At 68.4% G+C, this 26,865-nt stretch carries 27 protein-coding genes and 6 pseudogenes; 4 read left to right on the top strand and 29 right to left on the bottom strand.

Going from position 1 to position 26,865, the window contains the following annotated elements; all coding sequences use genetic code 11:
• Positions 1–226: 226 nt before the first annotated feature.
• A complete protein-coding gene (locus tag CES90_RS36865) occupies positions 227–1,684 on the top strand; it encodes a DUF1996 domain-containing protein (RefSeq protein WP_208921494.1) in 1,458 nt (485 codons plus the stop codon).
• A 277-nt stretch (positions 1,685–1,961) separates the two neighbouring features.
• Positions 1,962–2,624, top strand: a complete 663-nt coding sequence (locus CES90_RS36860; RefSeq protein ID WP_208921493.1) for a lysophospholipid acyltransferase family protein — start codon at positions 1,962–1,964, stop codon at positions 2,622–2,624.
• Positions 2,625–2,746: 122 nt separating this feature from the next.
• On the opposite strand, the gene CES90_RS36855 is transcribed toward CES90_RS36860, so the two are convergent.
• Entirely contained in the window at positions 2,747–2,926 is a 180-nt protein-coding gene (locus CES90_RS36855; protein ID WP_208921492.1) for a hypothetical protein, read from the bottom strand.
• Between CES90_RS36855 and CES90_RS52140 the strand changes: the two genes are divergently transcribed.
• Positions 2,920–3,429, top strand: a complete 510-nt coding sequence (locus CES90_RS52140; protein ID WP_408646622.1) for a DUF3159 domain-containing protein — start codon at positions 2,920–2,922, stop codon at positions 3,427–3,429. The two genes, CES90_RS36855 and CES90_RS52140, sit on opposite strands and share 7 nt — an antisense overlap.
• Positions 3,430–3,552: 123 nt before the next feature.
• On the opposite strand, the gene CES90_RS36845 is transcribed toward CES90_RS52140, so the two are convergent.
• The 12 genes and pseudogenes from CES90_RS36845 to CES90_RS36790 form a co-directional block, all read right to left on the bottom strand.
• Positions 3,553–3,981, bottom strand: a complete 429-nt coding sequence (locus CES90_RS36845; RefSeq protein ID WP_408646662.1) for a glycosyl hydrolase family 95 catalytic domain-containing protein — start codon at positions 3,979–3,981, stop codon at positions 3,553–3,555.
• A 153-nt stretch (positions 3,982–4,134) separates the two neighbouring features.
• On the bottom strand, positions 4,135–5,391 hold the full coding sequence (locus tag CES90_RS36840; RefSeq protein ID WP_232791427.1) for an RICIN domain-containing protein: 1,257 nt from the start codon (positions 5,389–5,391) through the stop codon (positions 4,135–4,137).
• A 59-nt stretch (positions 5,392–5,450) separates the two neighbouring features.
• Entirely contained in the window at positions 5,451–8,372 is a 2,922-nt protein-coding gene (locus CES90_RS36835; protein WP_208921489.1) for a glycosyl hydrolase family 95 catalytic domain-containing protein, read from the bottom strand.
• A gap of 141 nt (positions 8,373–8,513) precedes the next feature.
• Positions 8,514–8,665, bottom strand: a pseudogene (locus CES90_RS50355) (sugar phosphate isomerase/epimerase); the annotation flags it as partial.
• Positions 8,665–8,976 (bottom strand): annotated as a pseudogene (locus CES90_RS36825) (gfo/Idh/MocA family oxidoreductase); the annotation flags it as partial. The pseudogenes CES90_RS36825 and CES90_RS50355, both read right to left, overlap by 1 nt.
• 79 nt (positions 8,977–9,055) lie before the next feature.
• A complete protein-coding gene (locus tag CES90_RS36820; protein ID WP_208921488.1) occupies positions 9,056–10,537 on the bottom strand; it encodes a ricin-type beta-trefoil lectin domain protein in 1,482 nt (493 codons plus the stop codon).
• 212 nt (positions 10,538–10,749) lie between these two features.
• A pseudogene (locus CES90_RS36815) lies at positions 10,750–11,016 on the bottom strand (non-reducing end alpha-L-arabinofuranosidase family hydrolase); the annotation flags it as partial.
• Positions 11,017–11,600: 584 nt separating this feature from the next.
• On the bottom strand, positions 11,601–12,545 hold the full coding sequence (locus CES90_RS36810) for an RNA polymerase sigma factor (protein WP_232791346.1): 945 nt from the start codon (positions 12,543–12,545) through the stop codon (positions 11,601–11,603).
• Between the two features lie 65 nt (positions 12,546–12,610).
• A pseudogene (locus CES90_RS36805) lies at positions 12,611–12,865 on the bottom strand (SDR family oxidoreductase); the annotation flags it as partial.
• Between the two features lie 62 nt (positions 12,866–12,927).
• Positions 12,928–14,130, bottom strand: a complete 1,203-nt coding sequence (locus tag CES90_RS36800; RefSeq protein WP_208921486.1) for a mandelate racemase/muconate lactonizing enzyme family protein — start codon at positions 14,128–14,130, stop codon at positions 12,928–12,930.
• Between the two features lie 3 nt (positions 14,131–14,133).
• Positions 14,134–14,682: a carbohydrate ABC transporter permease gene (locus CES90_RS36795; protein ID WP_232791345.1), complete on the bottom strand. Its 549-nt coding sequence runs from the start codon at positions 14,680–14,682 to the stop codon at positions 14,134–14,136.
• Positions 14,683–14,734: 52 nt separating this feature from the next.
• A pseudogene (locus CES90_RS36790) lies at positions 14,735–15,040 on the bottom strand (ABC transporter substrate-binding protein); the annotation flags it as partial.
• Between the two features lie 159 nt (positions 15,041–15,199).
• Between CES90_RS36790 and CES90_RS36785 the strand changes: the two are divergent.
• Positions 15,200–15,970 (top strand): FadR/GntR family transcriptional regulator, encoded by a 771-nt coding sequence (locus CES90_RS36785; protein WP_208921485.1) that lies wholly within the window; start codon positions 15,200–15,202, stop codon positions 15,968–15,970.
• A 547-nt stretch (positions 15,971–16,517) separates the two neighbouring features.
• On the opposite strand, the pseudogene CES90_RS36780 reads toward CES90_RS36785, so the two are convergent.
• From CES90_RS36780 to CES90_RS50350, 16 genes and pseudogenes are all read right to left on the bottom strand, one after another.
• Positions 16,518–16,871, bottom strand: a pseudogene (locus tag CES90_RS36780) (RICIN domain-containing protein); the annotation flags it as partial.
• 107 nt (positions 16,872–16,978) lie between these two features.
• Positions 16,979–17,290, bottom strand: a complete 312-nt coding sequence (locus tag CES90_RS36775; protein ID WP_189781286.1) for a hypothetical protein — start codon at positions 17,288–17,290, stop codon at positions 16,979–16,981.
• A gap of 13 nt (positions 17,291–17,303) precedes the next feature.
• Positions 17,304–17,537: a holin gene (locus tag CES90_RS36770; protein WP_229913640.1), complete on the bottom strand. Its 234-nt coding sequence runs from the start codon at positions 17,535–17,537 to the stop codon at positions 17,304–17,306.
• Positions 17,534–18,256: a peptidoglycan recognition protein family protein gene (locus CES90_RS36765; RefSeq protein WP_189781285.1), complete on the bottom strand. Its 723-nt coding sequence runs from the start codon at positions 18,254–18,256 to the stop codon at positions 17,534–17,536. Before CES90_RS36765 ends, CES90_RS36770 begins: the two co-directional genes overlap by 4 nt.
• A gap of 68 nt (positions 18,257–18,324) precedes the next feature.
• Entirely contained in the window at positions 18,325–18,576 is a 252-nt protein-coding gene (locus CES90_RS36760; protein ID WP_189781284.1) for a hypothetical protein, read from the bottom strand.
• Between the two features lie 29 nt (positions 18,577–18,605).
• Positions 18,606–19,118, bottom strand: a complete 513-nt coding sequence (locus CES90_RS36755; RefSeq protein ID WP_189781283.1) for a hypothetical protein — start codon at positions 19,116–19,118, stop codon at positions 18,606–18,608.
• A gap of 12 nt (positions 19,119–19,130) precedes the next feature.
• Positions 19,131–21,926 carry a hypothetical protein gene (locus CES90_RS36750; protein WP_189781282.1) on the bottom strand — a complete coding sequence of 932 codons (2,796 nt, stop codon included), beginning with the start codon at positions 21,924–21,926 and terminating at the stop codon, positions 19,131–19,133.
• Between the two features lies 1 nt (position 21,927).
• Positions 21,928–23,943, bottom strand: coding sequence for a phage tail tape measure protein (locus CES90_RS36745; protein ID WP_189781281.1), 2,016 nt, complete (start codon positions 23,941–23,943; stop codon positions 21,928–21,930).
• 3 nt (positions 23,944–23,946) lie between these two features.
• Positions 23,947–24,279, bottom strand: coding sequence for a phage tail assembly protein T (locus CES90_RS36740; protein ID WP_189781280.1), 333 nt, complete (start codon positions 24,277–24,279; stop codon positions 23,947–23,949).
• A 50-nt stretch (positions 24,280–24,329) separates the two neighbouring features.
• Positions 24,330–24,737 (bottom strand): hypothetical protein, encoded by a 408-nt coding sequence (locus tag CES90_RS36735; RefSeq protein WP_189781279.1) that lies wholly within the window; start codon positions 24,735–24,737, stop codon positions 24,330–24,332.
• A 23-nt stretch (positions 24,738–24,760) separates the two neighbouring features.
• A complete protein-coding gene (locus CES90_RS36730; RefSeq protein WP_189781278.1) occupies positions 24,761–25,192 on the bottom strand; it encodes a phage tail tube protein in 432 nt (143 codons plus the stop codon).
• Positions 25,193–25,222: 30 nt separating this feature from the next.
• On the bottom strand, positions 25,223–25,642 hold the full coding sequence (locus CES90_RS36725; RefSeq protein ID WP_229913658.1) for a DUF3168 domain-containing protein: 420 nt from the start codon (positions 25,640–25,642) through the stop codon (positions 25,223–25,225).
• A 2-nt stretch (positions 25,643–25,644) separates the two neighbouring features.
• Positions 25,645–26,022 (bottom strand): HK97-gp10 family putative phage morphogenesis protein, encoded by a 378-nt coding sequence (locus tag CES90_RS36720; protein ID WP_229913639.1) that lies wholly within the window; start codon positions 26,020–26,022, stop codon positions 25,645–25,647.
• A gap of 3 nt (positions 26,023–26,025) precedes the next feature.
• A complete protein-coding gene (locus CES90_RS36715) occupies positions 26,026–26,364 on the bottom strand; it encodes a hypothetical protein (RefSeq protein WP_189781275.1) in 339 nt (112 codons plus the stop codon).
• Positions 26,357–26,722, bottom strand: coding sequence for a head-tail adaptor protein (locus CES90_RS36710; protein ID WP_189781274.1), 366 nt, complete (start codon positions 26,720–26,722; stop codon positions 26,357–26,359). The genes CES90_RS36715 and CES90_RS36710 overlap by 8 nt, the downstream gene beginning before the upstream one ends.
• Positions 26,719–26,865 carry a hypothetical protein gene (locus CES90_RS50350; RefSeq protein ID WP_229913637.1) on the bottom strand — a complete coding sequence of 49 codons (147 nt, stop codon included), beginning with the start codon at positions 26,863–26,865 and terminating at the stop codon, positions 26,719–26,721. The genes CES90_RS36710 and CES90_RS50350 overlap by 4 nt, the downstream gene beginning before the upstream one ends.

The raw sequence follows: 26,865 nt of genomic DNA, 5'->3' as shown, positions 1-26,865 counted from the left end.
CGCGGGAACGACCACTCTGCGGAGCGTGGTGCCAGGTATGGCTTGAACGGGTCGGGTCCACTGGGGAGTTGTCGGGTCAGGTTTGGGCTCCCATGCACTGTTTGCGGATGGAGAAATCTACAAACCTGGGAATTCACTGAGCATTCGGCGCTCAAATCCGTATCTGAGGACGCGTTTGAACCGTGCCGGAAGTCCGCCGGCTCCCGGAGAGTCCTTGAGAGGCCTGATGAGACGCAACACGCGAAAGAGATCGAACACTGCCCGCCGGGCGGTGGGCGCGGTGGCCGCGGTGGCCGTAGGCGCCGGTGGACTGGTGGCGGTCAACATCTACGCCTCGGCGGGCGAAACGAGCGCGTCGAAGGGCTCTGCCCAGACTCAGGCGCTCGCGGCCGGAACGTCCACCATCGACTGCCCCGACGTCGGCCAGCAGTTGACATCGGTGCCGGCCCAGGCCAAGGCGCAGGTCGACAGGGAACTGGCGCTTCTCGACAAGCAGATATCCGAGGCATACCAGCGCCTTTCCACCTCCCAGAGGGCGATTCAGCAGGATCCCAACTTCGCGCAGAACGCGATCGTGGGGCCGCTGAAGGACAAGCGGAAGGCGGCGATCGACCGGATCGCCATCGCCATCGGCCGTGTGGCCCCCAAGCCGCAGGGTCTTGACGCTTTGGCGGCCTGCACCCTGCGCGCCACCGGCAACCAGCCCACCCCCGGTCAGGGCGGCGGCAACAACCAGGGTGGCAACAACACCAACGCCGGAGCGACCGGCAACGGCCCCGTCGCCGCCGACTTCGTGGACATCACCAAGGTGAAGCCCAATGTGCGCACACCGGCCAGGTCGGCGAAGGCGTCAAAGGGTGTCTTCGTCAGCAAGTGCGGGGTCAACGCCAACAAGCTGTACAACAGCGACAACGTCATCGTCGCGCCCGGTGTCACCAACGGCGCACACCACATGCACGACTACATCGGCAACCAGGACAACGACGCCTTCTCGAGCGATCAGGACTTCGCCAAGGCCGGGACCAGCTGCCAGAACAAGGGCGACAAGTCGTCCTACTACTGGCCGGTGCTGCGGCTGCAGGACGGCACCAAGGAGTTCGACGCCACCAAGCAGGGCGGCGGTGCCGAGGGAAACACGGGCCGAATCCTGACGGCCAAGAAGGCCACCTTGAACTTCGTGGGCAGCCCCCGCGGCAAGGTCGTGGCGATGCCCAAGTTCCTGCGCATCATCACCGGTGACGCCAAGGCATTCGTCAACGGCACCGCCAACGCCAACGCCTCCTGGAGCTGCACCGGCTTCGAGAACAAGGTGCAGTTGAAGGACAAGTACCCCCTCTGCCCCTCAGGCAGCGACGTGGTGCGCACCTTCAAGTTCCAGAGCTGCTGGGACGGCAAGAACATCGACAGCGCCAACCACCGTACGCACGTGGCCTTCGCCGACGCGGGCGGCAACTGCCCGGCCGGCTTCAAGGCCATTCCGCAGTTGGTGCAGCGTCTCGTGTACGACGTGGACGCGCCCAGCGTCAAGGACAACGGCAAGAGCCGTCCGTTCTTCTCGTTGGACAGCTTCCCCGAACAGCAGCACAAGCCGGTCACCGACCACGGTGACTTCATCAACGTCTTCGATCCGAAGCTGATGAACAAGGCGGTTCAGTGCATCAACACCGGACGTAAGTGCAGCTGAGTCCGAGTACCGACTGGTGGGCGTCGCGCCGGCGACGCCCACCAGCATGAACGGAATGCCGCTGGGAGCATGCAGCGGACACAGGGTTGCCCATGCCGTCCATGAGAAGGCCGCGGCCCCTGGTTGGAGTTGGGCCTGGCTGCAGGCCCGACGGCTTACACCGGCGGCGCCGGTCCGGGTACCGCGCGGGGCGGAACTGAGTACGAACACTCAGGCCCCGCGCAGGATGCCCGCACACGATGGAGGTCATCCAGCGCCGCAACCCAGGGGGAACCACATGCTCAGCTCGCTCGCCGACGTTCTCGTACCCGCCGTCGGACGTCTCACGGTGACCGCAGATGACGGCGCGCCTCCGATGCCGGGCAGCATCATCGCCGCGAACCACACCTCGCTCGCCGACCCCGCCGTCGTACTCGCCGCACTGCACCGCCTGGGCATCCAGCCCGTCGTCATGGCCGCCGCCGGCCTGTGGCGCATCCCCCTGCTCGGCCGGGCCCTCGCCCGCGAAGGACACATCCCCGTGCACCGCAAGGACGAGCGCGCCGCCCGTGCGCTCGATCTCGCCGCCGCCGCGCTGGAGAAGGGCCGGCCGGTCCTGATCTACGCCGAAGGCGGACTCCCGCTCCGCAAGGACGCCGCCGAAGCCGCACCCGAGCCATTCCGCAGCGGCCTGTCCCGGCTCGCCGAACGCACCGGAGCACCCCTCGTCCCGGTCGGCCAGGCCGGCGCCCGCCGGGTCACCTCGGGCAACACGGCCAAACAGCTCGCCGGACTGGCCACCGCACCGCTGCGCCGCCCCGGCCTCCACGTCCACATAGGGGCACCGCTCACCCTGACCGGCAACCACGCCGCACGCACGACACAGGCACACCGCGCCGTGACAGCCGCCTGGCGCACCGCAGCCGCCCGCCTCCATGAACCCGCCGCGCTCGCCGCCTAGCAGCACTGTCGGCGTAGGGCCCCACGTGTGCCATGGTGCACCCGGTGAGGGTCCCAAGATCAGGACTGGGGCCTGTTCTGGCCCGTCTGCGGTATGTACATCGCCGGACCCGTGCAACGCGGTCAACCCCGCCGGGTCGGCCGGCTGCCGGCCGATCCGGCCGACGGCCCGATGACGGCCGGGTCGAACCCAGCCGCCGCACCATCGCCCTCGACGCCCACAGCACCCGGGAGCTGCACCGGCACGCCCGCGAACAGCGCGCCGAAGCCGCCACCGCCATCCACGAGGGACGGGAATGGCACGGTACTGCCTGAGCAAGCCGGCCTCGACGAACTCTGCCCAGGTAACGCGCTTGGTGCCGCTCGGCTGGGGCGTCGGCTGCGCCGCCACCGCTGGGGTAGTCGGCGCCGGGGCACGGCTGCGGCGCGGCACCTCACCGTGGGCAGCGTTACTCGGGCTCAGCGGCGTCCTCGTGGCAGTGGCCGTCGTGCTGTACACCGGCCGGGCCGCCGACTTCTTCCTCGTACAGATCGTCTCTCATGCCCTCAGCGCCACCGCATGGGCGCTGAGCATCGCCGGCCGGTGGCCGCTGCTCGGCGCGCCATCGTCGGCGTGGTCCTCGGCCGGCGCGCCGCCTGGCGACGTGCCGCGGCGCTGTACGCGCCTACAGCCTCGCCTGGGTCGCCCAGTAGTACCTGCTCCGCATCGCATCGCCGTGTTCGTTCCACTCTGGATCAGCGGCCACGTCGTCGCGCTCGGCGCCGCCCGCGTCGCGTTCATCCGGCCCTCGTCGCCGTCACTCTGACAGTGAGCCGGTGGCTTGTCCGCCGCTCCCTCCCGCCCGGCCACCCTGGTCTCCACCGGCCAGCCGATCAGACCACCTCCACACGCTGAACCGGCGGGCTCGGGACGGGCCAGCCGCCGTTGCTCAACCTCGACCTCCGCGGCTGCCATGGCATCGGCCTCCACCACCTGCTACACGAACGACGAGTTGCCACTGCTGGTTGGTCCAGCAGTGGCCCGGGAAGCCCGGGTCGAAGTGCAGCATGTGGCCGTACTCGCCGTCGGTGCGGGACGGGGCGAGAAAGCCCCGGGCACCGTAGAGGTTACGGGCGTTGGTCCGCCAGTGGGTGAGTTGGCCCAGGATCGGATCGAAGCAGCCCTGCATCGCGTCGCTGAGGTCGAGGATGTTGCCTCCGGCGACTTGCAGGTTGACGTTGGCGTCGGTGGTGAAGTCATCGGCCCAGGCGGCGTTCCACGAGCCGGCCCAGATGCCGGTCAGACGCGGCGGCAGCACCCCGCTGGAGCTGATGAACAGGTTGCGGCCGGAGTCGTAGAGCCGCTCCAGCAGGGCGATGTCGATGACGCTGCGGCCATCGCCAGAGCGGTACGCCGAAGGGCACCGCTGAGCCGAAGACCTGTCGATGTCACTGTGGGGCCTCCAACGAAAGGCTGGGCCAACTGGAGATGAAGGCGGCCGCTACTACTGCGGCCGCCTTCACACCTCTGCTTACGCTCGGGCCCAGCGTTGGTTGACGCCGGTGTGGCAGCTCCACACGATCACCGCAGCGCCGTTGGCGGTGCTGCCGCCGTTGACGTCCAGGCAGAGTCCGGTCTGGACGTTGCTGACGGTTCCGTTGGTGTTCACATTCCATTGCTGGTTCGCGCCACCGGTGCAGTCCCAGATCCGTACTCGGGCACCGGAGGCGGCGTTGCTCGGCACGTCCAGGCACCTACCCATCACCCGCAGGGTCTGTCCGGTCTGGGTGAACTGCTGGTTGAGGCCGGTGTGGCAGTCCCAGATGATCATCGGGGCGCCGTTGGACGAGTTGGCACTGCTGACGTCCAGGCATCGGTCGGCGGACTGGCTCCGCAGCCGGAATGTGGTCGGGTTCGGGGGAGTCGGGTTCGGGTCAGCACCCGTGAAGAAGCTCCAGATCTCTCCCTTGACCCAGCTCCTGGCGCCGCTCTCACAGCCGGCGCACCCGTCCACGGGGCCTTGCTGGTGACCTCCGTCGAACGCGGCCCAGACGACCGGATACCCCTCTCGGCAGCCCGAGTAGGCGGTGGTGATGTGGGTGCGGCTGCCCTGCGCGGGCTCCGGCGGGTTCTGGGGAGTACAGCCGTTGTTCCTGACGAACCTGTCCCGCATCCCGCGACCGGCGCCGATGTTGTCATTGATGCCGTGGATTCCCATGTACGCGAAGGGCTGGGTGCCCCCGCTGCACCCGCTGATCCCCCCAGGCGCGGCTATCGCGGCGACCGCACGGAAAACGTTCGGCCTGGCACATGCGAGTGCGTAGCTCATGGCTCCGCCGTAGCTGAACCCGAGGGCGAAGCGCTGCGTGGTGTCGACACAGAGGTCGTTGTCGATACGCCTGATCATCTCGTCGACGAAGGTCACGTCCTCGCCGCCGGAGTTGCCCCAGCCGTTGTTGATGCCCTGCGGAGCAACGAAGATCGCGCTGTTGTTCGCCAGTCGCCGGAGTCCGTAGTGGGCATAGACATCGCCATCGCTTCCGCCGCCGGCGACTTGCCCGGCGGTGCCACCCAACCAGTGGAATCCGAAGACCAGTCGATATTGGCGGGTGTTGTCGTAGTTCTCAGGGATGCTCAGGATGAAGGAGCGGCTTTTACCGCTGCTTTGAATCGTGTGCGTACCGTTCGTCAGTGTGGGGGCACGTCCGCATCCGGCAGTCCCCGCAAGGGTGGCCCCGGCGGTGGGCGACGTGCCGGCCGCAGCGCTGACTCCTGTCACGCCGGCCATGGCGAGAACGAGCAATGCCGCCAACACGGCTCGCCAGGAAAACAATCTGTGGATCGACATCATGCGACTCCCTCGCTGCTCGGTGACATGGCTCTCCCTGGTCGGTGGGGCCGCGGTTCGCCCTGGGGCTGGATGCGGTCGAGTTGGAATCGCTGGTGGGTGCTGCCGGTGGCTGCCCACTGGGAGATGCGGGCTCCGTCGGCGGTGGAGGCCTCCCACACGTCCAGGGCGAGGCCGCTGTGCCGGTTGACCAGACTGACCACGCCACCGCCGTGGTCGACTATCCGCCACTGCTGGCCGGCGGCGTTGGTGTCCGGCTGCTGGGTGATGTCGGCGCCGCTGCTGCTACTGGCGACGTGCAGGAACAGACCACTGTGCCCAAGCCGGATCTTGTAGTGCCCGCCGTCGGAGGGCAGGAACTCGAAGTGCTGGTTGAGACCGGCGGTGATCTGCCACTGGATCAGCCGCGCACCGGCGGCCGTGGACGCCCCGTTGATGTCGGCGGCCTTGCCGCTGTGCTGGGCCACCAGCCGATAGGCCACGCCGGCCTCCACCGGCCCCGACCTGAGTGCGGACGCTCGGTAGGTGTGGCCGGCCTGGCCGGCGAACTCGATGAGATCGGCCTCGAGCCGCTTCGGCTGGACCGGCTCGCCGCTCGATTCGTCCCGCAGTGTGAAGTCGCCGGCGAAGATCCGGCTGCGCACCCGGACGGCACCGGTTCGGTCGGGTGTGACGACGAACTCGATCCGGCCGCTGCTCCACTCGGCGCCGACGGTGTATCCGCCGCGGCCGCGCAGTCCGCTCACGCGCCCGGTGGGCCAGGCCGCCGGCAGCGCCGGCAGCACGTGCAGTTCGCCGTTGTGGCTCTGCAACAGCATCTCCGCGATGCCCGAGGTGGCGCCGAAGTTGCCGTCGATCTGGAATGGTGGGTGCAGGTCGAACATGTTGGGCGCGAGCCGGTCCGTCCGCACCAGGTCCCGGACCAGTTTGTGGGCCCGGGCGCCGTCCTCCATCCGCGCCCAGAAGTTGATCTTCCACGCGAGCGACCATCCCGTCCCGTCGTCACCGCGCAGCTCCAGCGTCCGCCGCGCGGCCTCGTGCAACTGGGGTGTCCCGCGCTTGGTGATCTGGTTGCTCGGATGCAGACCGTACAGGTGTGAGACGTGCCGGTGAGTCCGCTCGGTCTCCACCCAGTCGGCCAGCCACTCCTGGACATTGCCCCTGGAGCCGACCCGCGTCGGCGCCAGCCGGTCCCGGGCCGCCACTGCCTGAGCGCGGAAGGCGGCGTCCACGCCGAGGATTTCGCCGGCGCGGGCGACGCTGTTGAAAAGGTCGCGCAGGATCTGGTTGTCCATGGTGGGCCCCGCGCAGACGGTGGCGTTCGCATGGTGAGCGAGCTCCGGAGAGTTCGACGGGTTGGTGACCAGGTGTCCGAGCGTCGGGTGAGCGACCAGGGTGTCGAGGAAGAACTGGGCGGCGCCCTTCAGGGCTGGATAGTTCGAGCGGAGGAAGTCGATGTCACCGGTGAACAGGTAGTGGTCCCAGATCAGGGTGGCCAGCCATGCGCCACCGGTCTGCCACATCCCCCACTGCGCTCCGTCGACGACCGAGGCGCCCCGCCACGCGTCGGTGTTGTGATGCGTCACCCAGCCGCCGGCGCCGTACTGCGCCTGGGCCACCCGGGCGCCGGTCACGGTCAGGTCGTTGATCATGTCGAAGACCGGGAGGAAACATTCGGACAGGTTCGTCGTGTCGGCGGGCCAGTAGTTCATCGGCAGGTTGGCGTTGATGGTGAACTTCGAGTCCCAGGACGGAGCCATCTGGTCGTTCCAGATGCCCTGCAGGTTCGCCGGCTGGGTGCCCGGCCGCGAGGATGAGATGAGCAGATACCGGCCGAACTGAAACAACAGGGCGGAAAACTGCGGGTCGTTCACTTGCGCGTGCTGTGCGATCCGTACGTCGGTCGGCTGGTCGGCCGCCGTCGTACGTCCCAGATCGACCGACACCCGGTTGAACAGCGCCTGATAGTCGGCGAGATGCCGGCTGCGTAGTTCGTCGATGCCGACGTTGCGGGCAGCGTTGAGGCGGCTCCGCGCGATCCCCTGGTAGTCGCCGTCGACGTTCCGGAAGTTGACGTAGCTGGAGCCGATCGACACCAGCACCGTCACGCTGGTGGCGCTGGAGACCCGCAGCGTGCCGCCCGAGCTGCTGACCGTGCCGCCCGTCACGGCGGCGTTGGCCAGGGCGAGGAACCGGACCCGCCCGGCGATGCCCTCCATGGCGGCGGAGATGCCGTCGAGGGCGATCGTGGCCCCGTCCGGGCTGGACACCGTAGTCCGTTGTGGACTGTCGAATGTGGCGTTGAACGCGATGGAGTTGGCCCGGTCGGCCGTCAGCCGGACCACGATCACCTGATCAGGTGCGCTGGCGAACACCTCACGCTGGTACCGCACGCCGTTCAGCACGTAGGTCGTGGTGGCCGTGGCGGTGGTGAGGTCGAGCGTCCGGTTGTACTGCGACGCACCGGTGGCGCTGCCGAAGGAGAGCCGAAGGTTTCCGACCGGCTGGTAGGCCAGCTGTCCGGCGGGGCTGCCCAGCATCGTCTGATTGATCAGGTCCTGCGCCGGCCCCCACTGATCCGCAAAGACCCGCCGCCGGATCTCCGCGATGTTGGCCGCGCCGCGGGGGTTGGCGGAGTCGTACGGACCGCCGGCCCAGACGGTGTCCTCGTTGAGCTGCAGCCGTTCGGTGTCGACGTTGCCGAACACCATCGCGCCGAGGCGTCCGTTGCCGATCGGCAGTGCCCGCAGCCAGTCCGCGCCGGCCGGCTTGTCGTACCACAGGGCGAGGTCGTTGGCGGCCAGAACCTCCGGCGGCGCGGCCGAGCCGCCCCTGGCAGTGGCCGTCCACCCACCCGGCACGATCCCTGCTCCAGCCGCCGCCCCGGCGGCGAGAAACCGTCTGCGTGTCACCCCGGACATGTCGTTCTCCCTTCACGGACTGGAGCAGGTCACTGACTTTGGTGATGACAAACCGCCGGTGAGAAAGGCGACGGCCGTACGCTGTCTTCTCCGACGAGCCGCAGTCCGGCCACCGGCTGGGTGACCGGCCCTGCGCCGGCCTCAGTCCTTCCTCGCGAATGCGGCGTCGAACGCGGGGCGGCCGGCGCGTCGAGCGCCGGCTTCCGAACGAACGCCAGCGCCTCGGGCGCTCGGATCAGCCGGTCCATGCCGGCGTCCTCCCACTCGGCTGAGATCGGCCCGTCGTAGCCGATTGGAGGGCGTCAGCAAAGGACGGCGCGGGGTCGGTGCCGGCGGCCACCGCGGTCAGGAAGTCGCGCGTCTCATGGGTGAACGAGTGCTCGTACCCGATGACGTGACCGGGTGGCCACCAGGCCGACAGGCACGGATGGTCCGGCTCGGTGACGAGGATCCTGGTGAATCCCTGCTCGACCGCGGGCCCGGTGGCGTCGTAGAACTCCAGCTCGTTGAGGCGCTCCAGGTCGAAGGCGACCGCGCCGAGCGACCCGTTGATCTCCACGCGGAGCGCGTTCTTGCGCCCGGTGGCGAACCTCGCCGCCTCGTAGAACAAAACGACCTTTGAGCTGCAAGCAGACCGTCTACTGTGGCGTCGTTGTTGCCATCGGCTCGGCCGCGGCTGGCGGTCACCGTCCACCGTGTCCGCCGAGTCGGGCGTCGCGTCGCGCGTCAGTGTTCTGGGTCTGCCATCTCTGGTTGTCGCCGCCCCAGCACGCCCACAGCTGCACCTTGAAGGTGGCGGTGTTCGCGTCGAGGCAGAGGCCGGAGTGAACGCTGCGGATGGTGCCGTCAGCGCCCACCGTCCAACGCTGGTTGTCGCCGCCGTTACACGCCCACGTGCCGACCACGGTGCCGTTCGTCGTCCCGCTGTTGTACGTATCCAGGCACTTCTGGCCCCCAAGTGCGGTGATCTGTCCGCCGGCCGTCAAGGTCCACTGCTGACCAACCGTGTTGGCGCAGGCGTACACCTGGACCTGGATGTTCGCCGTGGTCCCGCCGGGGATGTCCAGACAGCGCCCGATGCTGACGTTGCGCAGCACGCTGGTCGGGGCCGGGACGTCGCCATCCAAGCCCCAGCCGTATCTGAGGCGCTCGCGGCCGCTGGCGCTCGGGGTGCTGAGCGTGAGGTTGGTGCCGGTGCCGTGCAGTTTCTGCATGGCATACCAGTCGTCGCCTTGGCCGGCGCGTATCTTCCCGCCCAGCCCGGGCCAGTAGATGGAGCCGATCTGCAGTTCCCGGAGCACCGTGGTGGTGGCCCGGAAGTAGCGCACGAAGTTGTCGGTGCTGCCGGCGTCGTGGTAGTTGAGCCCGGTATCCATCGGCGCGCCGAACTCGTCGACGACAGTGCGGTCGGCGCAGGAGCCGATCGCGTTCCGCAGGTATGCCACCCACTGGTCGTAGGTCTTCGCGCCGCTGAAGAACGTGTAGTGGTGCAGCGACAGGAACGTCCCGTCAAGGCGGCGGTCGGCGCACATGGACTTGATGTCAGTGTTCAGGCCGGCGCCGCTGACGAAGATGCGGTTCCGCGGAATCGACGGGTGGCTGCTGATCCAGTTGCTCACCACGTTCGCCCACTCGCCGGCGCTGTGCCCGCCCGGTTCGTTCATCGGCTCGAAGTAGACGAGGCTGTTGGTGCCGTACCGGGCAAGCACGGTGTTCCACATGGTGTCGAAGGCGCTCGGGTTGACGATGCGACCGCCGCGGGCGGCCACCCCGTCGTCCCAGTAGGAGAGGACGACCTTGAATCCCTTCGCGGTGGCTGCGTCTATCGCACCCGTGTACGCGCTCCACCAGCTCGTCCCGACTGTGTAGGTGTTGATCGGGAGCCGAACGGTGTTGGCGCCGAGGTTGTTCTCGAAGCCGGCGTAGACGGCGTTGGCTTTCGCCACGACCGTCTGGTAGCTGTCGGAGCCGCTCAACCCGTGCAGGACCAGCGGTCCACCGTGGAAGTTGTCACCGAGCCGGGCCCAGTTGACGCCGCGGAACTGGGCAGTGTCGGCGGCGGCCGGCGAGGCGCTCTGGTGCTCGACGACCGCGAGCGCGCTGCAAGCGGTCAGGATGCAGGCGAGCGCCCGGGCGAGGTAGCGCCGGCGATGGGTGTGGGGCATGGTCGTGCCTTCCCGGATGGCGGTGTGGTCACGTCTGCGCTGTGCAGGATCTGTTGAGTTGGCCGCCTGCCGGCAGCCGGCCGAGCCGGCGCGGAGCTTGCCCTCTCCGCGCCGGCCCCCTCCCAGATCGCTCGCGCAGCGGGCATGTCAGCGTCATGCCGCTGCCGTGGCGCCTGGAAAGCCTCGTTCCCCGGATTCGCCCGGATCTCCGGTCAGCAGGTGGAGTTGGTCTGGGTGAGTAGCCCCATCCGCCACGGCAGGGAGATGCAGTCGCCGCCGGCGTTGGGGTCCATGCCCTGGTACAGGAACGGCAACTGGCACGGGTTCAACGGCACGGTCTGGTCGTTACCGGCCCGGATCAGCCCCCCGTGGCTGAAGTCCCGGGTCCACGCCGGGCCCGAGAACGTCACGTTGTTGGAGCGGGCGAGCGGGCTCGACTCCGTCGCCAGGTGTGGCGTCCACGAACCGCCGAGGCTGCCCGAGGTGAACGCGGCGCCGCCCGGTAGCCGCGGCCGATCGGCGTCGCGGTGTCCAAGGTGGACGCCGCGTCGGCGGTGCCCGTGAACAGCGGCACCGTGCCGGCCGCGACCAACCCGGCTGACAGGGCTGACAGCAGGGGCAGGATCGCTCGGGCCCGAGGCCGCCGCGGCGGATCAGCCGAGTGCACGCATTCGTTCATCACCGGCACCTTTCGAAGTCGGAGCCGCCTCACTGTGTGAGCGCCAGCAATCCGTAGATCGCTTCTGGCTTCCGCTTTCACAGGTCATGAATGGGGAACGTTAGGCGTCGACGACTAGAAGATAGGCAGATTGTCATGGTCCATTCAAGAGGGGAACCGTTGATATATGTGGGCCTGAGCCGTCGTGCAACTAACCGGAGAAGCGGGACTATTGACGGCCACTCCTCATAACCTTTTCAGGCGGCGAATTGGAGTGACGGACGCGTGTAAATCGCGGCAGTTTTCGTTATCGGCGGCCGGCTTGAACAGTCGCAGTCGCCGTAGTGCCGAAAAGCACGGCGCCGCCGCCGAACGCGAAAACTTGGGTGCCGACTCGAGCGGCCCTCAGGCGAGTTGGCCGAGTAACCCAGCCTTGACGCCGGCAACCGGCCCGGAGCCGACCTCGGCCGACTCGGCTCCCCTCACGACGGCATTCTCGGTCGCCCCGGCGAGCGCAGGTTTGTCGAGCACCGTGGCCGACCGCGCCAGCGGGACGGGGAGCAGCGCCAAGGCGACGATCAGCCGCTCAAGGGGTAGCAGTTCGTCGGCGGCCCGGCCGCAGTCCGCACAGGATCGGGTGTGCCGGGTGATGCGCTTACGCCACAGCGTGCTCGGTACGCCGTCCCAGCCCCCCAGCGCGGCGGTCAGCTGTGGGCACCGGGGGCTGGCTTCCAGCGCGGCCACGAGTGACCGGCTCAGCTCCAGCTGGTTGCGCATCCGCTGGACGCGCACACCCGCGTGAGCCACGCTCGTTCCCAGCGCCGCCGCGAGCTCCGCCCTCGTCAGCCGGCCCGCGGTCTCCAGCCACCACAGCGACAGCAGCGCCCGGGCGTCCGGGTCGAGCCATCGACTGGCGCGTACGGTCTTTCGGCGATGACCGGACAGCTCGACGAGGATCAGGGCCAGGTTCTCGGCGTCGGCGTCCGGCGGGTCGGTCATCTCGTCGAGGGGGGCCGTCCGTTCGGCGTCCGCCTGCCGCCGGTGCAGATGGGTGCTGATCTGTCGTGTCGCGATCGTGGCCAGCCAGGGCCGGAAGCACTCCGGGGCGCGCAACGTGCGCAGCTCAGGAAGTGCCCGCAGCATCGTCTCCTGCACCACGTCGTCGACGTCCGCAAGCTCACCCAGTGCCCTGCGCACGATCGCGTATACCAGCGGCAGGTACGTCGCGGCCAGGTCGTCGAGCGCTCGTGGATCGCCGGCCTGTGCGGCGACGACCAGGCTCGTCTCGTCGGCTCGCATCACGAGCCCATACACGTTGCCTCGGGCAAGGCCGCCCCAGGTGCCGCGCACGTCGCCACCCTCGGGTTCGCACGCACGATCGGCTCGGGCGCGGCCGGCTGGTAATGCTTGGCGGCTCATAATCGCCCCAGCCATCCGCCATCAACGGGAAGAACGATGCCGGCGACATGGTCCGACGCCGGGGAGGCGAGGAACACCGTGGCCCCGGCGAGATCGTCGGCGCGTCTGAAGCGACCGGCCGGGATCCGGCCAAGGATCGCCTGGTTGCGCTGGGGGTCCGCGCGTAACGCCTCGGCGTTGTCGGTGGCGATGTAGCCCGGTGCGATGGCGTTGACGTTGACGCCGTGCCCGCCCCACTCCTTCGCCAGGGCCGGCGCCTCGGCGACCCGGCTCTCGATCTCGAGGGTGTGGGCCCCGCGGTGGACAACCGCTTTCATCGATCCTCCATCCTCATGGTGTCGAACGTCCCTTCCGCGGTGGATCGGCATGGTCCAGGGGTGACCGCGAGCAGCCGCCGGCCGGCCTGCTCCGGCCGTATGTGCGGTCCGTCGGGTGCGTGTGCCGTTCGCTGACGGGCCGCGGTCATCACCGTTTCGTCGATCCGGATGCCCAGGCCCGGCGTGTCGCCGAGCACAAAGGCGCCGTCCTCGACGTGCAGGTCCATCGCGACGCCGGTCGGCGGTTGCAGGCCCTGCAGTTCGCTGACGAGGTGGTTGGGCACCGACGTCGCGGCGTGCAGCAGCGCGACAGTCGTGTTGCCGATCGGGCTGACCGGCAGGTCGTAGGCGTGCGCCAGCGCGGCGACACGCAGGAAGTGGGTGACTCCCCAGACCGCGGCCGTCTGGACGATGTCGACGCCTCCCGCCGCGATCAGCGGGCGGAACTGCTCGAGGCCGGTGAGGTTCTCCCCACTGGCGACCGCCGTCCGTACGCCACGGCTGACAGCGGCCAGGCCGTCGGCGTCCCAGCGCCGGACCGGCTCCTCGATCCAGGTCAGGTCGAGTGTGCGTTCCAATTCACCGACGTGGCGTACCGCCTGCTTGCGGCTCCAGGACTCGTTCGCATCCAGCATGAGCCCTGGCCGGGTCCCGTGCGCAGCCTCGGTCAGTACCTCGCGCACGAGCAACAGCCGGTGCCGGTCACGCTCGATGTCCAGGCCGCCCTTGAGCTTCGCCACCCTCAGCCCGCGTTCTGCATAGACCTGGTACGTGGCGACGAGCTCGTCGTCGGTGAGGCCGATGTCCAGGCCGGAGGCGTAGGCGTGAACCATGCGGTCGTTGCCGCCGAGCAACCGCCACAGCGGCTCACCCACGGCCTGTGCCTTGATGTCCCACAACGCCGTGTCGAACGCGCCGATCGTGCCGAAGACCACGCCGGCATGCCCGGCTTTGAAGGTGTGCCGCAGCATGCGGTCGTAGAGGGCGGTCACCGCGCGCGGGTCCTGGCCGTCGATGGCGGCGAAAATCACCTCGGCTTCCACGTGCGGTCCCAGGCCGACTCCGGTGATCCCCTCATCGGTCTCGACGATGACGACCGGCACGGGCACGACGCCGTCGACGTAGACGCCGTTGGCGTCACCGACAGGTCGACCCCATTGCTGGACCGTCGTCAGGGTTCTGTACCCGGTGATGCGCATGCGTCAGCCCTTCGTCGCGCCGGCCGTCACGCTGTCAGCGATCTGGCGCTGCAGGAACAGGTAGGTCACCAACACGGGTAGCCCGGCGATCAGGACACCGGCTGCGGAGGTGGGGATGTCGGCGGAGTACTGGCCGCGCAGTGAGGTGATGCCCACCATCAGGGTGCGATGGTCGGCCGACGGCATCATCAGCAGCGAGATGAGCACGTCGTTCCAGCAGAACAGCGCGTTGAGGATGCCCACCGACAGCAGTGCCGGCGCACCCATCGGCAGCATGATTCGCCGGTAGACGCCGTACAGGGTGTTTCCGTCGATCCGTGCGGCGTCGACGAGCTCGGTGGGCACCGCTCGGTAGTAGCTCGTCATCAAGAAGACGGTGAACGGCAGGAACTGCGCGACGTAGGCGAGGATCAGCCCCGGATAGGTGTCGATGAGACCGCCGCCGGCCATGATCCTGGCCAGCGGCACCATGATCACCTGGAACGGGATGAACAGTGCCGCGAGGCAGACCAGAGCCAGCGCGGACGAGCCACGGAAGGGCACCTGGGCCACGGACGTACTCGTCCAACGGCAGAAGGGAGTCCGCGCGGTCACGGATCTGCCCGCCGCCGTTGAAGAGCATGACGTCCGGCCCCTTGCCGGCTTGGATGGCGGCCCCGAGCAGGGTGTAGTACTGCTCGAACGGCTGCGCGACGAACTCGACCGTCACGCCGGGATGCCGCTTGGCGAAGTCGGCCTTGGCCTTCTTGACGTATGAGGACGCTGTGGCATCGCCGGACTCCCAGCCCCAGACGACGAGCTTGCCCTTCGAACCACCGGACGCCGAATCCGGGTCGGAGGCGCTTCCGCAGCCGGCTAAGACAACGAGCCCGGCAACCAGGGTCGCCGACCCCAGTGTTCGCTGCTTCATTGCTGCCCCACTCTCCTGAGGTGGCCGGCTGTCCGGCGATTGAGGTTGAGGAGGAACGCAACTCGTATGACGTATGTAACTCGTATGACGTATGACGTCAACAGGGATGCCGTATAGTGGGCGAGCATCCGTGGTACGGCACGGGTCCCGGGGGGTGTCGTGACGGCAGTACCGCAGTCATCCGCAGAGGCCTCCGAGGCCCCCGCCTGGAGCCGGCGCCCGGCGAACCTCGCCGCCGCGGTCACGGCTGAGCTGGTGGAGCGGATCGTCCGTGGAGTCCATCCGTCCGGTTCGCCGCTCCCCCCCGAGCCCGTGCTCTGCGAGACCTTCTCGGTCAGCCGCACCGTGGTCCGCGAGGCGGTGAAGATACTTCAGGAGAAGGGGCTGGTGCAGGTCCGCCAGGGCGCCGGCACGATGGTCACCCCGCCGGCGATGTGGAACATGCTTGACGAGCTGGTCCTCGGCGCGACCATCGCCGAAGACGAGAGCCTGGCCATCCTCGATCACCTCGTCGCGACCCGCCGCGTGCTGGAGTCCGATATGGCCAACGTCGCCGCCCGCCTGGCGAACGCCGAGCTGATCGACCAGCTACGCACTCTGGTGGAGCGGATGGATGAGCTCGTCGACGACCCCGCTTCGTACAACGAAGAGGACCGGGCGTTCCACGACACCGTCATGCAGGCGTCGGGGAACCGCATCGGCCGTGCCGTGGTCCGTTCGCTGGAGCGCCAGGTCATCAACTCCGCCCGTTACATGGGCCGAACCGGCCGCGCCTTCTGCGTCGCGTCCAACCACGGCCATCGGCGCATCTACGAGCGGATCGCCGCGCACGACCCCAAGGGTGCGGCCGAGGCGATGTTCACCCACATCACCGAGGCGTGGGTGGTGCGCCGCAGCGGGCCGGGCGAGCCGACCCGGCTGCGGCGTTAGAGGCGACTGACGGGTCCTGCCGCGAGCGAGGCCGATGCCATCGCAGCGCAGGTGGTCATCTCCTGGTGGCAGTTGATGGCCACCTCGTTCGCCGACCACGAGTCGATGTGGTCGAGATAGCAGAACATCGGCTTGCAGCCGGGCCGGCAGCCCGCTGGCGGACGGGTCCTGCAGCTCGACGTTCGGGCCGCCGGCCAGCGAGCCCGCTGGCGGGTTCGGCAAGGCAGGATCAAGGCGGACGTCCCCGGTCAGGTCGAACGCCGTCGAGAGCACAATCGCGTTGGTGACGACAACGCTGCTGGTGCTGCTGACGACTTCACCTGTCCGGGCCCTGGCACACCCCGCTGAACGACCGGAAAGAGCCAGAGTCAGCGGCATTGCGTCCAGGGGCTCGCGCGACGAAGGGGAGGGACCGGCAGGGGCCGGCGGCGTGCCGCATTCAGCACGTGTCCACAGATCCACCGAGGCGCGGTGGGGCCCGCACCCACTCGGGCCCCGCTGCCGGCATCCGCTCCTGTCCCCAAGGAGCGGATAGGCGTTGACTCCGCTATCGCAGTGCCCACTGCTGGTTGGTACCGCCGTGGCAGGACCAGAGGGTGATCCTGGTGCCGTTGGCGGTGCCGCCGGCGTTGGCGTCGAGGCACAGTCCGGACTGGACGCCGGTGATGGTGCCGTTGGGGTTGACGTTCCACTGCTGGTTGTTCTGGCCGTTGCAGTCCCAGATGATGACCGGGGTGCCGTTGGCGGTGCCGCCTCCGCTGGCGTCGAGGCACTTGTTGCCGTGGACGGTCAGTTGTTTGCCGGCGGTGTAGGTCCAGGTCTGGCCGGCTGCGCCGGTGCAGTCCCAGAGTTGGATCTGGGTGCCGTTGGTGGTGCTGGAGCCGGGGACGGTCAGGCAGCGGCCGGACTGCGCGGGTCTGCCACCAGATGTACGCCACCAGCAGGGCCAGCAGGACGCCCATCAGCAGGGCGACCGGGTCGCGGCGTTGCACCCTGTGCGCGCTCACGTCACGAGCCCCCCTTGTTGGCGTTGTACAGCTGGATCGCCAGCAGCAGCACGGGCACGACGAGACTGAAGAAGATCAGGCGGCGGTCGCTCTGCCGCTGCTTGTCCTTCTCCTCGGCCTGCTGCTCCAGCTTCGCGACGCGAGCGACGAGGGCGGTGTGCCGCTCATCCTGCGCCTGCTGCCCGAGGCGGAAAATCTCCGCGTCGACCTTCTGACCGACGAGCCCGACGACCCCGTGAATGTCCTCCTTCAGATCCTGGCGGACGTCGTCCAGGCGGCGGACTACTTCACCGGTCGTCGGCTCGTCGGCCACGTGCTACCTCCGATCAGGCGTCCGAGCGCGGGGTGTGCGGAGCCATCCACCCGGCAATCGCTGCGGACGCGGCGGGCACGAGCGCGAGGATGAACGGCTCCAGCCCGTCCGGCAGGGACGAGACCAGCGACGGGTTGTCGGTGACCGCGCCGAGGATCGAGAGCCCCGCGACACTGAGCAGGTAGGTGGCCGCCGAGGCGGCCTTCACCTTCTTCTCGATCGGGGCAGAGGCAGAAGCCATAGTCATGATCCCTTCTTCTCCAGCGCGGTGACGCGCTTCTCCAGAGCGGTCAGCCGCTCCTCGGTCGTGGGTGGCTTCGGCGCCGGCGGCGTGCTGCTGCCGGGCGACCAACCGGCCGGGTGCTTGAGCCGCTCGGCGACTCGGGCCCGGATGTCGGGCATGGACACCCCGGGGCCGCGCGGGTCGACCTTGCCGGGCTGCCACTCGCGGTGGCCGATGACAGAGGTGGTGCCGTCCTTGCCCCAGCCGTGCGCCCGGCACAGGGCGGCGGCCGCGCGGACCATGGCCTCGACCTGGACGGCTGGCCAGGGGTCCTTGCCGTCGCCGAGGTTCTCGCACTCGAAGCCGTAGAAGCGGGCGTTGCCATCCGTGTTCGCTTCGTTCGGGGCGGGCAGCGGCTTCTCGGCGATGACTGCCTTGAGGACGTCGTCGTCGCCTTTCCCGGCGTGGTTGGCGCGGCCGTAGCCGACGAGGTGAACCTTGCCGTCCTTGGCGACGACGCCGTGGCACAGCGGGCCGGGCAGTCCTTCGTAGCCGGCCCGGCAGATGCTCACCGTGTGGGCGGTGCCCTTGGTGACGGTGTGGTGGACCATCACGCCGTGCACTTCGCCCCAGGCGCCGTGACCGGCCCGGTTGTGGGTCTCCCAGTCGCCGACCTCGACGACCTTCACGCCCTCCGCCTTCAGGGCAGCGAGGAACTTGGACGCGGACAGGGGTATGGCCATGGGGCCTCCAGACATGAGAAAGGCCCCGGCCTGGTGGCTCGGGGCAGGGTGAGCGGGCGCGGGTCAGGTCACGCGGTCGCAGTCATGGCCCGGTGCATCCTGTACGTCTTCTGCGCGGACTGGAAGTTGAAGTCGGGCGAGCCGTCGATCAGGTCCACCAGCTTCTGGACCATGGTGTCGCTCTCGGCTTCCGTCGTGTCGACGGGCTGGTCGTGCGTGACGGCGAAGTAGATCGTGCTCCCCTCCGGCCCCAGATCGGGGTGAGTGAAGTTGATGGTGTATCTGATCTCTTCCGGCCCTTGTTCAGCCCCGAGTGGCATGGGCGTGTTCCCTCTCTATCGACGTAGGGTCAGGCGATTCGCTTGACGCTGAGGATGGTGCCTGCCCGTACCTGTGTGGCGGAGGCGTCGGAGACGCGCTGCGCCCACTGCAGTTGGAGTGTCCCGGCGGTTCCGGCCGTGGTGAGTGTGCCCTCGATGAAGGCGGTGGTGCCGGTCGACGCACCGCCGCCGAAGTTCGCGATCTCGCCGATGTTGCGGCTGGCCATGACGGTCTCGGGCACGGCGTTGGAGGTGGTGACGGCCGTCTCGGCGCCGTGTACGCCCCAGTTGAAGGACGCCCCGGCGGGCGCCGTGAACTGGAGCTTGATGTCGCCAGCCGTCGGGGACGAGTGCAGCAGGAACAGCTGGACCCGGTATTTGGCGTTCGCCTCCACCGAGACGAACAGCTCGTCGTCGTTCTGAAACGTGGTGCTGGAGGTGACGGACTCGGTGATCTGCTTGGTGACGATGTCGGGTTGGCCAGCTGACAGCAGGTCGGCCGTGACCTTCATGCCTGCGAAGAGCTCGGGGTACTTGGCCATGCGGTTCGCTCCCTACAAGGACAGGTAGACGGGGTGGGCCAGGGCGACGCCTTCACCGGCATCGTGTGCCTTCCTCACGCCGTTGACCGAGCGGGTCACGGTGAAGGTCTGGCTGAGAGTGGTGCCAGCGCATGCGGTGACCCGCATGACCTCTCCCCCCACCCTGATGTCGAAGGGAAAGTGGGTCGGGTAGGTGGCCGAGTCGATCCATCGCCGGAGTGCGGTGGTGGTGACGGCCACGGATGTGGCGGTGGCCGTGATACCAGAGGTGAGTTCGCATCCGGCGGTGTCCAGACGGCTGTAGGTATCGCTGTCCAGGGTGAAGGCGGTCCACGGCTCGGCGGGCACGCAGTTGAGGACGAGACGCCAGCGGTCCGGGCCCGCCTCCTCGGTGTAGCCGACGACCAGGACGTCCACGTCGTCCGGCCCGTGGTCCTTGGGCAGGCGGGTCAGGCGCACCTTGTCGCCCACGTCGAGGCGCAGGATGGGGTCGATCATCTGCGCCACGCGCGGGTTGGCGAGGTCGAGCGTGATGCGGCTGTAGCGCACCCCGTCATACGTGCCCAGGTGCACCAGCATGGCGGCCGTGCCGGCGGCCTGGCCGTCGGTGTAGAGACTGTAGGTGTACTCGTTGTCGTACCGGCCCACGCCGTCCGGTGGCTCCAGCACCGACAGGGCGCCGCTTTCCAGCACCTGCCGGGCGGGGACCTGCCCGAACCGGCGCCGAACGCTCACGTCGTTCTCGGTGAGCTTGTCGTCGTCGCGGGGCGCGAACGGCGAGGAGATCAGACCGGCGGAGAAGTCCAGCGTGACGGCCGGCGGCTGGTTCCACAGGGTGGAGTGCCCGTGGTGGATGACTTCGGCGCGGTCACGGGCGTCGAGGAGATAGCCGAAGTTGGTCCTCGCCGCCTCGTTCATGAGGGCGAGCAGCTTCTGCCGGGTCTGGACGCCCACCAGCTCCTGGTGGACGCTCTCGCCCGCCACGGTGGCCGTATAGCCGCCCTCCGCGGCGAGACGCTCGATCCGCGCCCCGGCCGCCTCGCCGGGAAAGCCCGTAGCCGCCTGCCACATTTCGGCGGCGGTGGGGCCATTGCTGTCCCAGTACGTGACGTACCCGAGAAGCGTGTCCGCCTTCTGGATGGGGTCGCTGGTGGTGAGCGACCAGGAGAACGAGACTTGACTGACCGCTTTGACCACGATGCCGGCGAGCGTGCCGGTGTCCGCCTGGACCCCGTCGATGTAGATGGCCCAGACCGAGTCTGATCCGCCGGGGTCCATGGTGAACCGGATGTGATGCATCAGGCCGTCGAACACCCCGGGGGAGGTCACTGTGCTGATCAGCGCGAAGGATGACGACGTCTCGCCCTGGGAGAACCTGAAGACGGTGAGGTCGTCGCTTCCCTGGTCGCAGCCGATCTGGAAGTAGACGAGGTTGTCGGCATCGGTGTTCGCACCACGGTCGTAGATCGAGAACGTTCCGCAGTCGCCTTGGGCGGCCGTGGCGAAGAAGTAGTCCACGGACCACAAGCTCGCGGCCGATGTGCTGTTGGGGACGCGTCCGGTGATGGTTCCCCGTGTCTCCTTCTTCAGCGCGATGACCGGCTCGATGCCCGGAGTCATCTCGTTGACCCCCCACTCGGGAGGGACCGATCCCGATGTCAGTACGGGAACCATGTCCTTGCCGCCCACCAGGGACTTCCCCCGGGTGCTGGTCAGGCCGTCGGTCAGGGGCCAGCATTCGATCGGGTTGTCGGCGCGGATGAACCGCAGCAGCGCCGAGTCCTCCGGTTTGTTGCCCGCGTCCATGCGCCGGGTGATGCCGGTGGGGGCCACGGAGACGTAGCTGTCGTTGCCGCTGATGTCCCGGCTGGGGGGCCACTCGGGTACCTCGCCGGAGATCCGGGTGTGCTTGTTGGTGAGGGCGGCGCCGCCGTTGACCGTCCATGTGGCGCCGCCCGACGTGAACGACCGCACCCCGGCGCCGGCGTCCGAGGTCCGCATGGAAGCGGCGACGGTCCCCGCCGTGCCGATGCCGCTGAGGAGCTTGAAGGCGAACAGCTTTCCGTTCATGGTGTCGTCAAGAAGATCGGCGATGTCGCCCAGTTCGATCCCGGCCGTGCCGTCGAACACGGCCGTGGTCGCTGCGCCCACGACGGGTTCGCCGAGGAGGTTCCACTCCTCGTCGTCGACGGTGCGGCCCGTGTAGAAGCGCACCTCGTAGCCTCCGGCCCCGTTGTTCACGTCGAGAGTGACGCGCAGGGTCAGGCGCTGGCCGTTGTACGCCTTGAGGGGTTCGGTGGAGAACTCCTGGATCCGGCTCGCCAGCGTGCCGTTGGGCGACCACAGGAGCGACACCTGGCCCGTTCCGCCCATCATGAGGCCCCAGCTGCGGTTGTCGCCCGTGACCTCGTACCGCCCAGCGAGCTTCTGCTGCGACCAGTCCTCCAGGGCGAGTTCGATACGCAGGTCCAGGTCCGTCACGGCCAGCCCCGCGGCGTCGGGGGTGGTCAGCGAGTTCCCCGCCGTGCCCGGCATCTCGGCCCAGGGCGACCCGGCGTAGTAGCCGAGCCGCATGGGCGTGTTCCGTCCGATCTTGCCGTACAGGTCGGATTCCGGGTTGCGCGGCGCATACGTGAAGCTGCGGTTGTCCAGGACGCATTCGCAGACCGTGGGGGCGGCCGCAGAGGACGACTCCGCGGACAGGCCGCGCGTGAACGTCACGGTTGAGGTCTTACGAAGGTCCCGGGTGACCGGGTTCCACGTGCCGTCGAAGAACAGTTCGGCCCAGAGCCTGGGGGGCAGTGCCATGTCATCCCCTCACGTAGACCTCGATGTCGCTGCCCGCCTCGGCGCGGACGGACTCCTGGAAGAACTCACGGAAGGCGCGGGAGCCGCCGCGCAGTTCGAGCACCATGCGCTGTTCGGCGGGGGCCACCTTGTGCACGGACGGCGCGGAGGCGGTGTTGAGCATGCCTTCCAGCCTTGACAGCGGCAGCACGACTTCGTCCTCTGCGCCCTCGCCGATCATCGCCAGAGTGGGCCCTGTGGTGATGCCGCCGTCGGCGAGGAACGGGATGTAGGGGATCCAGGGGATGCTCACACCGGGGATCCGGTTGGCGTTGGCGATCAGCTTGTCGTTGATGAAGAAGATCGCGTCATTGACGATGCCGATCGCGCCGTTCACAGCGCCCTTCAGACCGCTGGTGACAAACCCCCACATACCGCGCGCCGCGTCCGCCAGCCGCTGGGGCAGCTTGCGGACCAGGTCGACCAGCCCGGTCACCCGGTCGCTCGTGGTGCGCTTGATGGTGTCCCAGTGCTTGATCAGCAAGCCGATCAGGGTGAAATTCAGGAACGCGTTGTAGAGCATGCCGGGGATGCCCTTGACCCAGCCGACGATCGCGTTCCAGGCGGCGACCGTCTTGGACTTGATCGTGTCCCAGTGCTTGATGACCAAGCCGACGAGCGTCCAGGTCAGGAAGAGGTCCCAGATCTTCGCGGCGGCGCCCTTGATGAACCCCCATACCGCGTCCCAGATCTTGAGCGTCCACTCTTTGATCTTGTCCCAGTTCGCGATGATGATCGCCGCGAGGGCGACGATGGCGATGACGATCCACGTGTACGGGTTCGCCAGCAGCGCCGCGTTCATCGCCCACTGGGCGGCCGCAGCGATGACCAGAGCTGCGGCGAGGGCGAGCACGATCGGCACGAGGACCTTCACCAGGCCGGGATGCTCGGCGAACAGGCTGGCGACGAACTTCAGCGCGGGCAGCAGCATCTCGCCGAGCGTCATCGTCACCGACCGCATGATCGAATCGAACTGCTGGGCGGGGCTGGCCTCCATCTTGTCGGTGACCTTCTTCGCCGCGCCGGCGACGTCCCCGAGGCTGGTTCCCGCGGTGCCTCCGGCCTCGGCGATGGCCTGCAGCGTGTTGCCGACGTCCTCACCCGGGCCGCCGAAGAGGGCGGCCTGCAGCGCGGTCCGCTTGGTCTGGTCCTCGACCTTCAGCAGGGCGTTGTTGACCTCGTCGAAGGCCTTCGTGCCCTGCCCGGTGTTCATGAGTTTCTGGATGTGCTCGACGTCCAGGCCGAGTTCCTTCAGCGGGTCGGTGACCTTGCCGGTGTCCGCCATGAGGAGCGTGAACTCCTTGATGGCGTCGCCCATCTTGTCGATCTCGAACGTCGGATTCTTCGCCGCCTCGGTCAGCAGGCCCATCATCTGCGGGCCGGTGAAGCCGAGTTGCCCGAAGAACTCCGAGTACTCCTTGGTGACCGCGGGCAGTTCCTCGCGCATCGCCGCTGGGAGTTTCTGTGCCGCCGCGGCGAGGAGGTCCATGGCCTCGGTGCCGTCCTTCGCCAGTCCGGCCTTGATCAGGTTGCCTGCGCCCGCGGCGGCCTCGGTGACGTCGAAGTTGAACGTCTTCGCCAAGCCGAGCGCGGACTTCGTCAGTTGCTCCATCTCCTTGTCGGAGACGCTGCCGAACTCCTGCATCGACGACGACACCGCCGACAGGGCCTCGCCGACCTCGTCCATGGATCCGCCGAACCCGGCGGCGAACACGTCACCGGCGACCGACCCGGCGCGGGCGGCTTCCTCGTCGGTGAGGTTCAGCTGGTTCTCCAGCTGGGTGGTGACCGAGGAGATGTCCATCGCCGCACCGAGCCCGACGACGAAGGCGGCACCGAGGCCGGCCGCCGCGACACCACCGGCCACGCTCAGCCCGTTCAGCCGGTTCTCGATGCCTTGCGCGCCCTCGTCCACCTGCGCTTCCGCATCCGACATGTCGACGCCGAGGCGCACCAGGAGCTCATCCAGAACCGCCATGTGTCAGCCCTCCCGTCGTGTCCGCAGGGCCCGGCGGGCGAGTCGGGCCCGCTCGCCGCGCTGTGATTGCTGCCGTTCGTCGGCCTGGTCGTAGGCGGCCTGGATGCCCTTGACGACCTCGAGGAGTTCCCGCCCGGTGCGGCGCGGCCGGGCGCCGCGGGACCACACCATCAGGTGGTCCTTGAGTGCGGGCCGCCTGCCGCGTTTCATGTGCGGGGCGACCACGTCCATGCCCAGGCGGGCGAGGGTGATGTCCAGCCGGTTCGGGGTGATGGGCCCGTACAGGTTCTGGTACGCGACCAGGAGGATCATGGACTCTTCGGAGAAGCGGTCCATGACCTCGTCCGGCGGGATGTGGAAGGCGACGGCCAGATCGAGCAGGAGCTTCAGCTCTGGCCGTCGGCGGAGTTTCCCTCCGCGTCCTTCACCTTCTGCTCGAAGTCCCGGTCCTCACCCGACAGATGGCGGATCAGCTTGAACAGGCCGTCGACCGTGCCCTGGTTCTTCTTGGACAGGATCGAGATCCCCTCGGCCAGGTCGGTGAACACGAGCTTGTCCGTGCCCGGCTCCCGCAGGGACTTGGCGATGATCTCCGCCCGGTTGGAGCGGACGTTCATCTCGGCTCCGCCCTTGCCCTCGGAGAAACGGAGCTTGTTCAGCTTGTTCTGGTAGGCCTCCCAGTCCCCCGAGGGCAGGCCCCACACGTCGACGGTGATGCCCCACTCGGGGATGTCCACGTCCTCCTGGCGGCCGATGTCCTGCGCGGACCGGATGGCTTCCTTGATGCTGCCCACGGGGCTGCTCCTTGTCTGCTTCGTCAGCCGGTCGGGGTCAGCGTCGGCTTACCACTGATCTTGAAGGTGACTTCCCGGGCCATCTTGTCGTCGAGGGGGAACTCATCGCTGATGTCCGAGATGCCTGCGGTGAAGTCCCAGGTGTGCTCGTCCGCGTCCCCGGGCAGCAGCACGAGCTGGTAGTCGCGCAGCTCGTCCTCTTCGAAGTCGGCGTCGAGGGCCTGGTGGGTGGTCTCACCGGGCTGGTAGTTGATCGTGGCGGTGACCTCGCCGCCGTCCTTCATGCCCTTGACGAACTCCCGGTAGTTGTCCGGGGAGTCGTGCGCGGACACGTCGATCATGTTGCGGGTACGGGAGGGCCCCGACAGATCCTCGACGCTCGCGATCGTCACGAACACTCCGGCGCCGTTGCTGTCGCGCTTGAGCTGGGTCCCGGTTGCGTCCTCACCGGCCATGGCGGGTCACTTCCTTCCTGATGCTGGTGGTTAGGGGCTGACCTGGGTCAGGACCCGGAACGAGATGGGTACGTGCCGGATATCGCCCGGTGGTTCGGGATCGGTGAGCGTCTGCTGGGACACGTAGTAGGTGGCCACGTGCCGGTGCCCGGCGATCGTCAGCGGCCGGTGCTCGAGCAGCGCCCGCACCCGGGCGGCGATCCTGAGGGCCTGCGCGTAGCCGCGGTACTGCGACCACACATGCAGCGTGATCACCGTGTTGGAGCCGTGGCTGTCGTTGGCGTTGTCGGGTGTCTCGATGGCCTCGCCGAGGACGATGTACGGATAGGCCTGGTCCTCCGCGACCCAGTCGAAGACGCCCTGGACCAGGCCGCGTAGCTGTGTGTCCGCCTTCAGGGTGGTGAGGACGGCCGCCTGCAGCGGCAGCAGGGCGGAATCGGAGACGGGCATACTCACCGCAGCTGCCTCCTCACTTCGTCCCGCAGCTTGGCCACCAACTGCGGGCCCTCACGGGCCAGTGCCGGGATCAGCGTGGGGTTCGCGGGCATGCGGCGGGTGCCGCGTTCGTGGAACACGGCGTACAGGTCGTCCTGGTCGCGCCAGCCCACCGACGTGCGCAGCCCGTCGCGGTCGTAGGTGTCCTCGACACTGTTCTGCAGGTTCTGCGTGTCCTTGCGGACGCCTCGTGCCACGTCGGCCTTCAGCGTCTTGCCCGCGTCCTGAACGGCCGCCTGCGCGGCCTCCTTCAGCTGCGGCACCACCTCGGCCAGGCGCCGCTGCAGCCGGTCCAGGCCGACGATCTCCACGCGTGCCCTTCGGCGCCCGGCCACGGGTCAGGAATCCAGCTCGAACGCGGCCACCGTCACCGAGGTGACCGCGCTGTAGGTGATCGACGCGCGGCCGGTGACGCCGCGGTAGACGTTGTTCAGCGGGATGATCGCGTGGTCTCCGGCGGCCACCACGACCGAGGCGTCCGCGACCGCGAGCCCCTTCACGGTGCCCGGAGCCACGACGGTCACGGTCTTCGACGAGGCGTCCGCGTTGTTGATGTACAGGAATCGGCCCGGCCCGACCTGGGCGGTGTCGCCGCCCGAGGCGGCCGCCACTGCCTGGGCGGCGACGTCGGCGATGCCGGTGGCCACCGGGACGCTGACGAGGTTGAGGTCAGCCATCGGGTTCTCCTTCTGCTTGGGTCAGCTCGACGAGAGCCTTCGTGTAAACGGGTGTGGAGGGCTGAACGACCGACTGCACCAGGAACACCTGGTCGTGTCCGAGGGCGTCGGTGCCGCGCAGCTCGTCGCCGCGGCGGACATCCGCGGTGGGCAGCAGGTAGATGTCGTGCGAGTGCCGGGAGTTGGTCTGTGCGGCGACCATCCGCTCGGTCGGGGAGGGCTGGTCGACCTTCGCCCGTACCGTGCCGACCGCGACGAGCGCCGTCTCCTGCCCGCCGTAGCCGTCGTCTGTGGTCTGCATCCGGTACACGGACAACTGCCGGTTGAGGTAGCGGCCAATGTTGCCGCGGCCCCTCACCGCGACCTCACCAGCGCCGCGCCCCCGCCGAACCGTGCGGCCAGCCGCTCGCGCAGGTAGTCCGGAAGCTCCATCGTGGTGATCAGCCCGGAGTCCCCGTAGGTGACGGAGTAGTCGCCGATCCGCTCGGAGCGGATGTCCAC

The sequence above is a fragment of the Streptomyces capitiformicae genome (assembly GCF_002214185.1).
In the GTDB taxonomy this organism is placed as follows: domain Bacteria; phylum Actinomycetota; class Actinomycetes; order Streptomycetales; family Streptomycetaceae; genus Streptomyces; species Streptomyces capitiformicae.
This window is presented reverse-complemented; position numbering and strand designations above follow the sequence as displayed.